14 protein-coding genes are annotated in these 14,019 nt (G+C 59.3%); 8 read left to right on the forward strand and 6 right to left on the reverse strand.

Going from position 1 to position 14,019, the window contains the following annotated elements; translation table 11 throughout:
- Positions 1 to 38 precede the first annotated feature (38 nt).
- Genes dnaQ through ADU59_RS20380 form a run of 5 tightly spaced genes read right to left on the reverse strand, consistent with a single transcriptional unit; the run spans position 39 to position 3,642 of the window.
- A complete protein-coding gene (gene dnaQ, locus ADU59_RS20360) occupies positions 39 to 743 on the reverse strand; it encodes a DNA polymerase III subunit epsilon (RefSeq protein ID WP_068956203.1) in 705 nt (234 codons plus the stop codon).
- On the reverse strand, positions 743 to 1,336 hold the full coding sequence (coaE, locus tag ADU59_RS20365) for a dephospho-CoA kinase (protein ID WP_068955992.1): 594 nt from the start codon (positions 1,334 to 1,336) through the stop codon (positions 743 to 745). Before coaE ends, dnaQ begins: the two co-directional genes overlap by 1 nt.
- Positions 1,333 to 2,193, reverse strand: a complete 861-nt coding sequence (locus tag ADU59_RS20370) for a shikimate dehydrogenase (protein ID WP_068955993.1) — start codon at positions 2,191 to 2,193, stop codon at positions 1,333 to 1,335. Before ADU59_RS20370 ends, coaE begins: the two co-directional genes overlap by 4 nt.
- Positions 2,186 to 2,785 carry a Maf-like protein gene (locus ADU59_RS20375; RefSeq protein WP_068955994.1) on the reverse strand — a complete coding sequence of 200 codons (600 nt, stop codon included), beginning with the start codon at positions 2,783 to 2,785 and terminating at the stop codon, positions 2,186 to 2,188. The genes ADU59_RS20370 and ADU59_RS20375 overlap by 8 nt, the downstream gene beginning before the upstream one ends.
- 32 nt (positions 2,786 to 2,817) lie before the next feature.
- The gene (locus tag ADU59_RS20380) at positions 2,818 to 3,642 is read right to left on the reverse strand and encodes a pyruvate, water dikinase regulatory protein (protein ID WP_068955995.1); all 825 of its coding nucleotides are present in this window, start codon (positions 3,640 to 3,642) and stop codon (positions 2,818 to 2,820) included.
- Positions 3,643 to 4,046: 404 nt separating this feature from the next.
- Between ADU59_RS20380 and hemE the strand changes: the two genes are divergently transcribed.
- From hemE to ADU59_RS20420, 8 genes are all read left to right on the forward strand, one after another.
- Positions 4,047 to 5,081: a uroporphyrinogen decarboxylase gene (gene hemE / locus ADU59_RS20385; protein WP_068955996.1), complete on the forward strand. Its 1,035-nt coding sequence runs from the start codon at positions 4,047 to 4,049 to the stop codon at positions 5,079 to 5,081.
- Positions 5,078 to 5,617, forward strand: a complete 540-nt coding sequence (hemJ, locus tag ADU59_RS20390; RefSeq protein WP_068955997.1) for a protoporphyrinogen oxidase HemJ — start codon at positions 5,078 to 5,080, stop codon at positions 5,615 to 5,617. The genes hemE and hemJ overlap by 4 nt, the downstream gene beginning before the upstream one ends.
- Before the next feature lie 212 nt (positions 5,618 to 5,829).
- Positions 5,830 to 7,095 carry a transcription termination factor Rho gene (gene rho / locus ADU59_RS20395; RefSeq protein WP_099050890.1) on the forward strand — a complete coding sequence of 422 codons (1,266 nt, stop codon included), beginning with the start codon at positions 5,830 to 5,832 and terminating at the stop codon, positions 7,093 to 7,095.
- 137 nt (positions 7,096 to 7,232) lie between these two features.
- On the forward strand, positions 7,233 to 8,573 hold the full coding sequence (gene mnmE, locus ADU59_RS20400) for a tRNA uridine-5-carboxymethylaminomethyl(34) synthesis GTPase MnmE (RefSeq protein WP_068955998.1): 1,341 nt from the start codon (positions 7,233 to 7,235) through the stop codon (positions 8,571 to 8,573).
- Between the two features lie 91 nt (positions 8,574 to 8,664).
- The gene (gene mnmG, locus ADU59_RS20405) at positions 8,665 to 10,548 is read left to right on the forward strand and encodes a tRNA uridine-5-carboxymethylaminomethyl(34) synthesis enzyme MnmG (RefSeq protein ID WP_068955999.1); all 1,884 of its coding nucleotides are present in this window, start codon (positions 8,665 to 8,667) and stop codon (positions 10,546 to 10,548) included.
- Complete coding sequence (rsmG, locus tag ADU59_RS20410; RefSeq protein WP_068956000.1) at positions 10,545 to 11,183, forward strand: 16S rRNA (guanine(527)-N(7))-methyltransferase RsmG; 639 nt, start codon at positions 10,545 to 10,547, stop codon at positions 11,181 to 11,183. The genes mnmG and rsmG overlap by 4 nt, the downstream gene beginning before the upstream one ends.
- A 14-nt stretch (positions 11,184 to 11,197) precedes the next feature.
- The gene (locus tag ADU59_RS20415; protein ID WP_068956001.1) at positions 11,198 to 11,992 is read left to right on the forward strand and encodes a ParA family protein; all 795 of its coding nucleotides are present in this window, start codon (positions 11,198 to 11,200) and stop codon (positions 11,990 to 11,992) included.
- A 45-nt stretch (positions 11,993 to 12,037) separates the two neighbouring features.
- Positions 12,038 to 12,925, forward strand: a complete 888-nt coding sequence (locus ADU59_RS20420; protein WP_068956002.1) for a ParB/RepB/Spo0J family partition protein — start codon at positions 12,038 to 12,040, stop codon at positions 12,923 to 12,925.
- A gap of 58 nt (positions 12,926 to 12,983) precedes the next feature.
- Here ADU59_RS20420 and holA read toward each other — a convergent pair whose 3' ends face one another.
- Positions 12,984 to 14,018 (reverse strand): DNA polymerase III subunit delta, encoded by a 1,035-nt coding sequence (holA, locus tag ADU59_RS20425; RefSeq protein ID WP_068956003.1) that lies wholly within the window; start codon positions 14,016 to 14,018, stop codon positions 12,984 to 12,986.
- Position 14,019 lies beyond the last annotated feature (1 nt).

Genomic DNA, 14,019 nt, shown 5'->3' on the forward strand with positions numbered 1-14,019 from the left:
TATGATTGCTTCAATGCCCGGTCATCGACCGGGCATTTTCATTTGGCGGAACCGTATTTCCCCCAGATGGCCTTCTCGCCCATCTTGGCGACAAGCGCGGCATGGGCGTCGCGCTCCTGCTCGCTCAGCCGGGAGCCGAGCGGCTGCGGCCTTTGCCCGGCGACGACGATGACATCGTCCGTCTCCGTTGCCTGACCGCGACTGTCGCTGGACGACAGGCCAAGCGCCGTCTGCCGGCCGCCGATCAGCTCGATATAGACTTCGGCCAGCAGTTCGGAGTCGAGCAAGGCGCCGTGTTTGGTGCGGTGCGAATTGTCGACGCCATAGCGCCGGCAGAGTGCATCGAGCGAGTTCGGTCCCATCGGATGCTTGCGGCGGGCCAGCGCCAGCGTGTCGGTGACCAGATCATTGGTGATCGCCGGCAGGCCCAGCCGCGCGAATTCGGCGTTCATGAAACCCATGTCGAAGGTCGCATTGTGCGCCACCCAGCGGGCATCGCCGAAAAATGCCAACAGCTCATCGACGATGCCGGCAAAATTCGGCTTGTCCTTCAGCGACTCGTCCGAAATGCCATGAACCGCCAGCGCGTCGGGATGCACCTTGCGGTCGCCGGGATTGATATAGACATGGAACGACCGGCCGGTCGGAAAGTGATTGTCGAGCTCGATGCCACCGATTTCGATGACCCGGTCCAGCTTGTTGTCGAGACCTGTCGTTTCCGTATCGAAGATGATTTCGCGCATCATGGCCTCTTCTGGCTGGTGAGCCTGTGGACGATCGCCGACACCTGTTGACGGGCCGAATCAAGTCCATGGCCCGTATCGATGATGTAATCCGCTTTCGCACGTTTTTCATGATCGGGGACCTGCCGCGACAGGATGAGCGCGAATTTTTCCGCCGTCATCCCCGGCCTTTTCATCACCCGTTCTTTCTGGATCTGCGCATCGCAGCTGACGACGGCGACGGCATCGACCCTGTTTTGTGCCTTCGTTTCGAACAGCAACGGAATATCGAGCACGACAAGCGGTGCGCCGTTGGCGCTATGATGCTGGAGAAAGACCTTTTCCCTCTCGCGCACCAGAGGATGGACGATGGCTTCGAGCCTTGCAAACAGAGCGGGATTTTCCGCCAGTTGCCGCGACAGTTCGGAGCGATCGACCGCCCCGCCCTTTGTCGCTCCGGGGAATGCCGCTTCGATCGGTGCGACCGCCTCGCCCTGATAGAGAGAATGGACCACCGCGTCGGCATCATTCACCGGGATACCGATATCGGCGAACATCGCCGCCGTGGTCGATTTGCCCATTCCGATCGATCCGGTGAGGCCAAGGACGATCATGCGTGATGCGCCATGTCGTCGATGATGATCTGGCGCAATGCCGCGTCAACCGCCGGCCTTTTGCCAAACCATTTTTCAAAGCCGGGTGCGGCCTGATGCAGGAGCATGCCGAGACCATCGACGATGGCGAAGCCCTGCGCTTCGGCTTGCGCCAGGATCGGCGTTTTCAGCGGTACATAGACAATGTCCGTGACGATACTGCCGGCCTTCATGACAGTGAAGTCGATCTCAGGCACCGCCGCGCCGTCCATTCCCAGCGACGTGGTGTTGATGAACAGGCCTGCGTCTTTCATCACCTCGGAAAGAGCCGCCATCGGCTGCGCATGAACCGCCGGACCGAACCGGTCCGCCAGTTCCTGCGCCCGGGCGGCCGTGCGATTGACGACGTGGATGGTTTTGACGCCGCGGTCCCGCACCGCCTGGATCACCGCCCGGCTGGCGCCGCCGGCACCAAGGACGACCGCGGCCTGACAGCGATCCCATCCGGGCGCGCGCTCATCCAGATTGGCCGTGAAACCATGGCCGTCGGTGTTGGTCGCATGCACCAGGCCATCCTCCACCCACAAGGTGTTGGAAGCGCCGAGCTCGCCACTCAGGTCATCCGGGCGGTCGGAAAGGGTGAAGGCCAATTCCTTGTGCGGAATGGTGACATTGCCGCCGGCATAGCCGGATTGCCCGTTTTTCAGCGACGCGATGAAATCAGGAAACGCCTCGGGCGGCACTTCGCGGGCGCGATAGCTCCCCTGCAGGCCGAGCTGTTTCAGCCAGTATCCGTGGATCAGCGGCGAGCGCGAATGCTTGATCGGATAGCCCGTGACGAAGGCATGGTTAACAAATGTTTCACGTGAATCACGCATCGATCACCTGCAAGTCTCTCAATTTGGCAAGAAGTGGCAGCATCGGAAGTCCGAGGATGGTGAAGTAATCCCCCTCGATCGTCTCGAACAATTGGATGCCCTCGCCCTCCAGCTGATAGGCGCCGACGCTCAGGAGTGCCTTTTCCCCGACCCGGCGGAGATGCCCGTCGATGAACTCGGGGCTCAAAACCCGCACCGACATCCGGGCGGAGGACACATGCTTCCACAGCACCTCGTTTCCCTGGATCAGGACAATGGCGCTGTTGAGCTGGTGGACCTGGCCGGACAAAGAGAGCAGATGATCGCGCGCCTCATCCATGTCTTTCGGCTTGTGATAGACACGCGCGCCAAGCGACATGGTCTGATCGGAACCGATGATGATGTCGCCGGGAAAGGCCGTTGCAACATCCCGCGCCTTGGCTTCGGCGAGAATAAGCGCCACCTCCTGCGGTGAGGAACCCTGGCTCTCGATCCGGCTTTCGATCGCCCGCTCATCGATATCGGCAGCCCTTGCCTGAAAACGGATACCGGCATTTTCCAGAAGCATGCGCCGGAACGGGCTCGCCGAAGCGAGGACAAGAGAGCCTGCCATTGTCTTCATATCCTGATTGACTGGGTTCCGCCTTAGCGCAGCCGGGGCCGAAGGGCAACGATCGCAGCGGCGGTTTCCTCGATCGACCGGCGCGTCACGTCGATCGTCGGCCAGTTGTTGCGGGCACACAGCGCGCGCGCATATTTCAGTTCCTCGGTAATCGAGGCGCGGTCGACATAATCCTCGGCGCGAAAACTGTGGGACGCCGTCCCCAGCACGCGGTTCTGGCGCACCTGCGAAATCCGGTCGGCCGTTGCGATCAGGCCGACCACCAGCGGTTTCGTCGCTTCCATCAACCGCTCCGGCAGCGGCACGCCGGGCACGATCGGGATATTGGCGGTCTTGATGCCGCGATTGGCGAGATAGATGCTGGTCGGCGTTTTCGACGTCCGGCTGATCCCGATCAGCACCACATCCGCATCGTTGAAATCCGCCGGCAATTGCCCGTCGTCATGATCCATCGTGAAATTGAGCGCATCGATGCGTGCAAAATAATCGGCATCCATCACATGCTGCGCGCCGGACCGCCGGCGCGAGGTGGCGCCGAGATAGGACTGGAAGAGATCGATGATCGGCTCCAGCACCGAAACGCACGGCACGCCCATCTCCTTGCAGGTTACATCGATGATGTCGGCAAGTTCGCGATCGACGATCGTATAGAGCACGATCCCGGGGGCGCCGTCGATCTCGGCCATCACCTGCATCAGCTGTTTCCGGTTGCGGATCAGCGGATAGACATGCTCGAGCGCATGTGAGGACTGGAATTGCGCCGCCGCCGCCCTGCCCGCTGCGATCAGCGTTTCGCCGGTCGAATCGGAGATCAGGTGCAGGTGGAAATAGTTTTTCTGGTTCTCCACGCTATTCTCCGAGGGCTGTTGATAAACCGGGACAACGACAGCTAAGGACCGGCGGGTTTCAAAGGCAAGGGGAAAACCTGCGAGTTATTCACAATCTGGATTCCGGGGACCGGGATTCCGGGGGCATGTGGAGAAGACTCACGGAACGATGAATACCAAACCTTATCCACAAGCCGTCCACAACAAAGACGCGTTTGAGGCATCCGGTGAAGTACATGACTCCGAAAGCTTTTTTTCCTTTGTTCCCGCTCCAATCTGTCGCATGGCAAAAATGCTCCCGGGATTCTATGAAACAGCCCGGGATGTGGAAAAGAGTCGGACAGGGTTTAATCCTTGATAGTCACAGACTCTAAGAAATAGAATCCTTAGATATAGATATCTTTTAGAGTGGGAGAACGTGTCCGGTGACTGCGCAAAGCCGTAAGGTGCTACAGGTGTTGAAGGGTGAAACCCTCTCACCTCCCCCAATCTGGCTGATGCGTCAGGCCGGCCGATATCTTCCGGAATACCGGCAGACCCGCGCGAAGGCAGGCAGCTTTCTCGATCTCTGTTATTCGCCCGACATGGCTGTGGAAGTGACGCTGCAGCCAATCCGGCGTTACGGCTTTGATGCGGCCATTCTGTTTTCCGATATCCTCGTCATCCCCGATGCCCTGAAGCGCAATGTCCGCTTTGAAGAAGGGCATGGACCACGCATGGATCCGATCGATGTTTCGGAAATAGCCAAACTCGACATCGGACCGGTATCGGCCCATCTGAAACCCGTCATTGAAACCGTCGGCCGGTTGCGCCGGGAGCTGCCGGATGAAACGACGCTGCTCGGTTTCTGCGGAGCGCCGTGGACGGTGGCCACGTACATGATTGCCGGGCAGGGAACGCCGGACCAGGCGCCGGCACGGCTTTTTGCCTACCAGCACCCCGAAATGTTCGATCGGCTGCTGGCGGTGCTTGCTGAGGTCTCTGCCGACTATCTCGTCGAGCAGATCGATGCCGGTGCCGACGCGGTGCAGATCTTCGATTCCTGGGCGGGTGTTCTCGGTGAGGCGGAATTTCTCCGCTATGCCGTCAAGCCCGTTCGCCGGATGATCGACAGCGTTCGTGCCCGCCGGCCGGATGCGAAGATCATTGCCTTTGCCAAGGGCGCTGGAATTCTCCTGAAGGACTACCGGCAGAAAACCGGTGCGGATGCGATCGGCCTCGACTGGTCTGTGCCGCTGGCCTTTGCCGCCGAGCTTCAAAAGGACGGCCCGGTGCAGGGCAATCTCGATCCGATGCGGGTCGTGGCTGGCGGACAGGCGCTTGACGATGGCATCGATGCGATCCTGCAGGTGCTTGGAAACGGCCCGCTGATCTTCAATCTGGGGCACGGGATCACGCCGCAGGCTGATCCCGACCATGTCAGCCGCCTGGTCGAGCGGGTTCGCGGAGCGCGCCGATGACTGAGCGCCAGACCGATATCCGGCCCGGGAAAAAGGCCCGGGCCCGGGCGTTCATCGCGATTGGCCTGTTCGTAGCGCTTCTGGCCGGGCTGTTCATCTGGCAGCCGGACAATCTCTACCTCTGGATCAAGGCGCTGCATATCATCGCCGTGATGTCCTGGATGGCGGCCCTGCTCTACATGCCGCGGCTGTTCATCTACCATACGGATGCTGCACCCGGCTCGCAACAGTCGGAAACCTTCAAGATGATGGAAGAACGGCTTTTGAAGGTGATCATGAACCCGGCGATGATGATCACCTGGGTTCTGGGCCTCTATCTCGCCTGGAGCGTCTACGGCTTTCAGGGCGGATGGCTGCATGCCAAACTGCTGCTGGTGGTTCTGCTGACCGGTGTCCATGTGATGTTCAGCCGCGCGGTGCGGACATTTGCGCGGGATGAAAACACCCGCAGCGCCCGCTATTGGCGGCTGATGAACGAGGCACCCACCCTGCTGATGATCCTCATTGTCATCATGGCGGTGGTGAAACCCTTCTGATCGCGCAACCTCCGGCAAGGAAACTTTCGCTAATTACCGTAAACCCCTTGCGGCGCATCGTGTGAATCGCTATTTTCCCGCCATCTCCTCTTTCGTGGCATGTGTAAACGTTACGAGCCTGCCCTCTCCGCCGCAGCTCCCCTTACATCAAGCACGCCGATCTTCCATTCCGAATTCCCTTTCCTTACGATTTCCAAGTGTGGTCCCCCTTCATGGCTGAAATGAAGCTACAAGAACTGAAAAACAAAACTGCGACCGATCTGCTGGCTTTTGCCGAGTCGGTCGAAGTCGAGAACGCCAGTGTGATGCGCAAGCAGGAACTGATGTTCGCGATCCTGAAAATGCTGGCAAGCCAGGATGTCGAAATCATCGGCGAAGGCGTCGTCGAAGTGCTGCAGGACGGCTTTGGCTTCCTGCGCTCGGCCAATGCCAACTATCTGCCCGGTCCCGACGACATCTACATCTCGCCCTCGCAGATCCGCCGTTTTTCGCTGAAAACAGGCGATACCGTCGAAGGCCCGATCCGCGGACCGAAGGAAGGCGAACGCTATTTCGCGCTTCTCAAGGTCAACACGATCAATTTCGAAGATCCGGAAAAGATCCGCCACAAGGTCCATTTCGACAATCTGACGCCGCTCTATCCAAACGAGCGCTTCAAGATGGAACTCGAGGTTCCGACCTCGAAGGACCTGTCGGCCCGAGTCATCGACCTGATCGCCCCGCTCGGCAAGGGCCAGCGTGGCCTGATCGTGGCGCCGCCGCGTACCGGTAAGACTGTTCTCCTGCAGAACATCGCCCATTCTATCACTGCCAATCATCCGGAATGCTACCTGATCGTTCTTCTGATCGACGAGCGGCCGGAAGAAGTGACCGACATGCAGCGCTCGGTAAAGGGCGAAGTCGTATCCTCGACCTTCGACGAGCCGGCGACGCGCCACGTTCAGGTTGCCGAAATGGTCATAGAGAAGGCCAAGCGCCTGGTCGAACATGGCCGCGATGTCGTCATCCTGCTCGATTCGATCACCCGTCTCGGCCGCGCCTACAACACGGTCGTGCCGTCGTCGGGCAAGGTCCTGACCGGTGGTGTCGACGCCAACGCCCTGCAGCGCCCGAAGCGCTTCTTCGGTGCCGCGCGTAACATCGAGGAAGGTGGCTCGCTGACGATCATCGCCACCGCCCTGATCGATACCGGCAGCCGCATGGACGAAGTCATCTTCGAAGAGTTCAAGGGCACCGGCAACTCGGAAATCGTGCTCGACCGCAAGGTCGCCGACAAGCGCATCTTCCCGTCGATGGATATTCTCAAGTCCGGCACCCGCAAGGAAGACCTTCTGGTGCCGCGCCAGGATCTGCAGAAGATTTTCGTTCTGCGCCGTATCCTTGCGCCGATGGGAACGACCGATGCCATCGAGTTCCTGATCGACAAGCTGAAGCAGACAAAGACCAACGGCGATTTCTTCGATTCGATGAACACCTGATCGAAGCCGGTATTTTTGCGCGAAGCCCAGGTTCAGCCTGGGCTTTTGTGTTTTTGCCGGAAAATCATTAGCCGGATTCTTGTTCCGGAGTCCGGAAATTACAGGTACCCCTGCCCGCCACGATAAGGACCTTAGCGGTGAACCATCAAGCCCAGGCCACGTCTGATACGATCTACGCACTGTCATCAGGCTCATTGCCGGCGGGCGTGGCGGTGATCCGTATCAGCGGTCCGCATACGGGCAAGACGATCGAACAGTTGTGTGGCGCCCTGCCCGCGGCACGGACCGCTGTCCTGAGATCGATTCGCAATCGAAACGGTGAGGTTCTCGACCAGGGTCTCGTTCTCTTCTTTGCAGGGCCCGCATCGTTTACGGGTGAGGATTGCGCGGAATTGCAGGTTCATGGTGGGCGGGCCGTGGTGGACGCTATTCTGGCGGAGTTGGCAAGCCTGCCCGGTCTCAGGCATGCCGAGGCCGGTGAATTTTCGCGGCGAGCATTCCACAACGGCAAGCTCGATCTCGTCGAGATCGAAGGGCTTTCCGATCTGATCTCTGCCGAAACCGAAATGCAGCGGCGGCTGGCCCAGGAACATTCCAGCGGCAGGCTTTCGACCGTCTATCAGGGATGGGCGCGCAGGCTGACGCATGCAAGGGCGATGATCGAGGCCGAGCTTGACTTTGCCGACGAGGATGATGTTCCGGGCTCTGTCGCCGAGCGGATCTGGGCTGACATGCGGATGCTGAAGACGGAGATAGACGCCCATCTCGACGGCGCCGGCGTGGCGGAGATTATCCGGGACGGCCTGAAGATCGTGATCGCCGGCGAACCGAATGCCGGCAAATCGAGCCTGCTGAACCATCTCGCGCGCCGCGATATTGCCATCGTCACCGATATTGCCGGGACCACAAGAGACGTCCTGTCGGTCGACTTATCTTTAGCCGGATTCAATGTTCGATTGTTCGACACCGCGGGCCTTCGCGGGACGGAAGATCCGGTTGAACGGGAGGGCATCCGCCGCGCCTACATGACCATGGATCAGGCCGATGTCATTCTTCTTCTCGCTGATGCGCCGGATGGTTTTGCGCCTCTTGAAGATTATGACGGGGCGAAGCCGGTTATCCGTGTCGGCACCAAGATTGATCGGGACATGCTTTTGTGGGATAAGGCCGCTGTCGACGTTCTGATTTCGACGGTCACCGGTGCCGGCGTTGAGCAGCTGGTCGAGGTCTTGACGCGGTTCCTTCCCGATCTATCGGGGAAAAGCGCATTGTCTTTGCCGACGCGTAAAAGGCATGTGAGCTGTTTGCAGCAGGCCAGCGCAGCGATTGAGATGAGTTTGACGCAATTTAATAGCGGACTTGATATTCAGGCCGAATATCTGCGTCAGGCCGGCGATGCGCTTGGACGGATTACCGGGCGCATTGATGTCGAGGATTTGCTTGACGTCATCTTTTCGGAATTCTGCATCGGAAAATAGATGCAACCGGCAATACAACGTTGGCGAGTCTCGTTGCATGTTTCACGTGAAACGATTCGCTTTCGAAATGCCGTGATGGAGACGGTTTGATATGTTCGACTATGATGTCATAGTTATTGGCGGCGGCCATGCCGGCTGCGAAGCAGCGAGCGCCGCCGCGCGGATGGGCGCAAAAACCGCTCTGGTGACGCACAAGCGCGACACGATCGGCGTCATGTCCTGCAATCCTGCAATCGGTGGCCTTGGAAAAGGTCACCTCGTTCGCGAGATCGATGCGATGGACGGATTGATGGGCCGCGTTGCCGATGCTGCTGGCATCCAGTTTCGCCTTCTGAACCGCCGGAAAGGTCCGGCTGTGCGCGGGCCGCGAACCCAGGCGGATCGGAAATTGTACCGCCTGGCGATGCAGGCTGAGATCCAAGCGATCGAAGGTCTCGACGTGATCGAGGGCGATGCCTTTGATCTCCAGTTGCAACAAGGCCGCGTGAACGGTGTCGTTCTTGCTGATGGACGGGCCCTCTCCTGTGGTGCAGTGGTCCTGACAACCGGGACCTTTCTGCGCGGTCTTATTCATATCGGCAATCGGAAGATCCCGGCCGGCCGCGTTGGCGAGGATCCGTCCCTGGGACTATCCGGAACGCTGGAGCGTTTCGGGTTGCGGCTCGGCCGCCTGAAGACGGGTACGCCTGCGCGCCTCGATGGCAAGACCATCGATTGGCAATCCGTCGGCCGGCAGGGGGCCGATGAGGATCCTGTTCCCTTTTCCTTCATGACGGATCGCATCGTCAATCGTCAGATCGAATGTGGTGTTACCCGGACAACGGACGCAACGCATAAAATCATCTCCGATAACCTGAACAAGTCGGCGATGTATTCCGGGCAGATCGAGGGTGTTGGCCCGCGCTATTGCCCCTCGATCGAAGACAAGATTGTCAAGTTCGGTGAACGGGACGGGCATCAGATCTTTCTGGAGCCGGAAGGACTGGATGACGACACGGTCTATCCGAATGGAATTTCCACCTCGCTGCCGGAAGATGTCCAGCAGGCCTTCATCCGAACTATCCCCGGTTTGGAGAACGTCACGATCCTGCAGCCGGGCTACGCCATCGAGTATGACCACGTGGATCCCCGGGAACTGTCCGCCTCACTGCAGGCGCGGAAAATTCCAGGACTGTTTCTCGCCGGCCAGATCAATGGCACGACGGGTTATGAGGAAGCCGGCGCTCAGGGTCTGGTCGCCGGTTTGAACGCCGCCCTCCTCTGCGCTGGCAATACAGCGTATGAATTCAGCCGTACCAATTCTTATATCGGCGTGATGATCGATGATTTGACCTCCCGGGGAGTCGCGGAACCGTACCGGATGTTTACATCCCGGGCGGAATATCGCCTGTCTCTGCGGGCCGACAATGCGGATGTGCGTTTGACACCCGAAGCGATCGCTCTGGGCTGTGTATCGGCGGACCGTGCAGCCAGGTTCACCCAATGGGTCGATGATATCGATTCGAACCGGCAATTGCTGAAATCACTGACGGTAACGCCGACGGAAGGACGCACGCACGGCCTCAAGCTGAATCTCGATGGTCAGCGGCGCTCGGCGTTCGAGCTTCTGTCCTACGCGGAGCATTCCGTTCAGTCGTTGAGCGACGTATGGCCGGAGCTGGCTGCTATGGATGGCAAACTGGCGGAAGCACTGGAGATCGATGCCACCTATGCTGTTTATATGGACCGGCAGGCTGCGGATATCGCCGGTGTTCAGCGTGAGGAAAGCCGTCTTATCCCCGATGATTTCGCATTCGATTTGCTGTCCGGTCTCTCGAATGAATTGAAACAGAAGCTGAAGGCTGCTAAGCCGCGCAATCTGGCGCAGGCGATGAAGGTTGATGGCATTACGCCATCGGCTATCTCTCTCATTCTTGCGCATATCCGCAAAGCTGATCACACTCCAGCGACGTATCCGAAACAGGCGATTCAATGATTGCGAGTCCTTCCCGTGAGCTGAACGGATTGCGTGTTTCACGTGAAACGTCGGACAGGCTTGAGCACTTCGCCACCCTGTTTCAGAAGTGGGCCAAATCCATCAATCTGGTGGCGCCCTCGACACTCTCCGATCTGTGGCAACGCCACATCGCGGACAGTGCGCAGATTTTTCAGCTATTTCCGGGCCCGAAACGATGGGTGGATCTGGGCAGCGGCGGCGGTTTCCCCGGGATTATCACGGCAATCTTCCTGGCGGAGCTGGGGGACGGCTGGGTGCATCTGGTTGAAAGCAACAACAAGAAGGCTGCCTTTCTGCGCGTCGCGCTGAACGAGACCGGCGCACGTGGGTCCGTGCATCCGATTCGCATCGAGGACGCGGTCAGTGTCATCCCAAAATGCGATGCCATATCCGCCCGCGCGCTGGCGGATCTCGGTTTGCTGCTCGATTATTGCGCTCCCTGGATGACTGCAGCCAACAAACCGCGGGCATTCTTCCACAAAGGCCGGGATTATCAGCAGGAAGTCGATAAAGCCGTTGGTCGCTTTCAGTTTGATCTGGTAAAACATCGAAGCGTCGTCGAGCCGGACTCCGTGGTTCTCGAAATCGCACATCTTTCGCGGAAAATTCAATAACGGCGGATTGCGGCATGACAGGCGAAAAAAACCGGATCATCACGATTGCAAACCAAAAGGGCGGCGTGGGAAAGACCACGACGGCCATCAACCTTGCAACCGCTTTGGCCGCCATCGGCGAAAAGGTTCTGATCGTCGATCTCGATCCGCAGGGCAATGCCAGCACGGGGCTGGGCATCCAGCGCCGCGACCGCAGGCTATCGTCCTATGAGTTGATGATCGGGTCGCACAATATCGCCGATATTGTCCAGGATACCGTTGTTCCCAATCTTTCGATCGTGCCGTCGACGATGGATCTTCTGGGCGTGGAAATGGAGATTTCCAGCGCCGGCGATCGGGTCTTCCGGCTTCGCAAGGCGCTCGCCTCCCCCGAGGCGCTGGCTTACTCCTACGTCCTGGTCGATTGCCCGCCGTCCTTCAATCTCCTGACCATGAACGCGATGGCGGCAGCCCATTCGGTTCTCGTGCCGCTCCAGTGCGAATTCTTCGCGCTGGAAGGTTTGAGCCAGTTGCTCGAGACCGTCGATCAGGTTCGCCGGACCGTCAATCCGACCCTGGATATTCAAGGCATCGTGTTGACGATGTTTGATTCCCGCAACAATCTGGCGCAACAGGTCGTCAACGATGTTCGCACCCATCTGGGCGAAAAGGTGTATCATACGCTGATCCCGCGCAATGTGCGGGTGTCGGAGGCGCCGTCCTATGGCAAGCCGGCGATCCTGTATGATCTGAAATGTGCCGGCAGCCAGGCCTATCTTCAACTGGCATCCGAGGTGATCCAGCGCGAAAGACTGCGGAAGGCAGCCTGAGCGGCAATCGATTCGACATCGTAACGATAAGTGTGAGTACAGGCGATGAATGACGACAATTCGAGACGAAGACTGGGCCGTGGTCTGGCTGCGCTGATCGGTGAGATGGACCAGCCTTTGCAGGCCAGCAGTCCTGTTGCTCCCGTCAATGCCGACCGGCGTATTCCGATCGAGTTTGTCGCCCGTAACCCGCGCAATCCGCGCAGGACATTCGATGAAGCCGAGCTGCAGGATCTGGCCAGCTCCATCCGCCAGCACGGCATCGTACAGCCGGTCGTCGTTCGCACCATCGCAGACGAACGTTACGAGATTATTGCAGGCGAACGGCGCTGGCGTGCGGCCCAACTGGCAGGCTTTACCGATATCCCGGTCATTGTCCGCGACGTCGATGACCGGACGGCGCTGGAGATCGCGATCGTTGAAAACGTTCAACGATCGGACCTTAATCCGCTGGAAGAAGCGCTGGGCTACGACCAGCTGATTGCCGAACACGGCTACACGCAGAACGATCTCGGCGAAATCATCGGCAAGAGCCGCAGTCATGTCGCCAATAGCCTGCGTCTTTTGAAACTGCCGGAGCCCGTCCGCGACATGCTGTCATCCGGCACGCTGTCGGCCGGTCATGCGCGTGCGCTTATTCCAACGTCCGATCCGGTGACGCTCGCACGTTCGATCATCGCCAAGGGCTTGTCCGTGCGCGATACCGAACGTCTGGCGCAGAACGATATCCGCGCCCAGAACGATCCGAATTACGGCAAGCCCTCCCCCAAGGAAGAAAAAGACGCCGATACGCTGGCGCTGGAGCGCACGCTCTCCGATAGCCTGGGGCTCGACGTGACGGTCAATCATAAGGCATCCGGCGGGCAGCTGCGGATTTCCTATAAAACGCTTGATCAGCTCGAAGAAATCTGCCGGCTGCTGGAACGCCGCTAATATCGATTCGGACTCGAAATAATCAGAAAAAACGCAGCGATATCAGAGGGATGTCGCTCTATCTGCGTGCCGATTGCAGGGTAATCGCCAGCAAGGTCTGCATGGCGATGCTGTCTTCCAGGCTTTGCCGTGCGCGGCTCTGGAAGATTGCCGTCTGCAGGCGGCCAAGTTCGCGCCGGATGGCCGGCAGCGTCCAGGTTTTCAAGGCAGCTTCGATCAGGGGCTTGCGGCGGAAGTGAAGATGTCGGCCCATTGTGGCCACGACCTGCGTCGGTTGCTGCCGCTTGTCGTCCATTTCCGCCCGCATCACATCCAGCAACTGAAACTGTTTCAGGCAGGCCTGCAGCACAAGGAAGATCGCCGTCTTCGATGCGGTGATCTTGCGAATGGCATGCTGAAGACCGTCGGCATCGCCCTTGAGAACGGCATCGATGGCATCATCGACGGAGACGGCGCTGGCATCGCCGACGATCTCCAGCACATGTTCTTCCTCGATCATCGCCATGCCCCGGCAATAGAGCGCCAGCTTGCGGATCTCGTTGCGCGAGGCGATCCGGTCGCCGCCCAGCGCTTCGTTCAGCCGCTCGCGCGCCGCCGGTGAGATACGCAGGCCCTCCTGGCCAAGCTCCTGATCGATGAGGCCGTTCAGCGCTCTTGCGTCGTCGCTGTAGCAGGCAATCGCGCTGACGGCGCGGCTGGTTTCGCCGATCTTGCGGACGCCGGTCCCCTTTTTCAGATCGCCGGCCTCGATAATGACATAGCTTGCTTCCGGCGGTGCCTGCGAAAGCACGGTGAGGCTGTCGACAAGCGTCTTCTCCGTGCCGGATGCGCGGATCCAGACGAGCTTCTCGCCGCCGAAAAGACCGATCGTATTGACTTCGTCGAGCAGACGCCCCGGGCTTTGCTGCAGGTCGGAGCCGTCGAGCTTGATCAGCGAGAAGGGATCATCCAAGGCAACGCCGCTCTTGGCGGCGATCTGGCCGGCGCGCTCGGAAACAAGCCCGCGATCGGGTCCGTAGACCAGATAGAGGCGATGGTCGCGCAGCGGCCGCTGGAGGAACGACTCGAATTCATGCGATTTGATTTCGGTCATT

This window comes from Pararhizobium polonicum (assembly GCF_001687365.1).
Lineage (GTDB): Bacteria > Pseudomonadota > Alphaproteobacteria > Rhizobiales > Rhizobiaceae > Pararhizobium > Pararhizobium polonicum.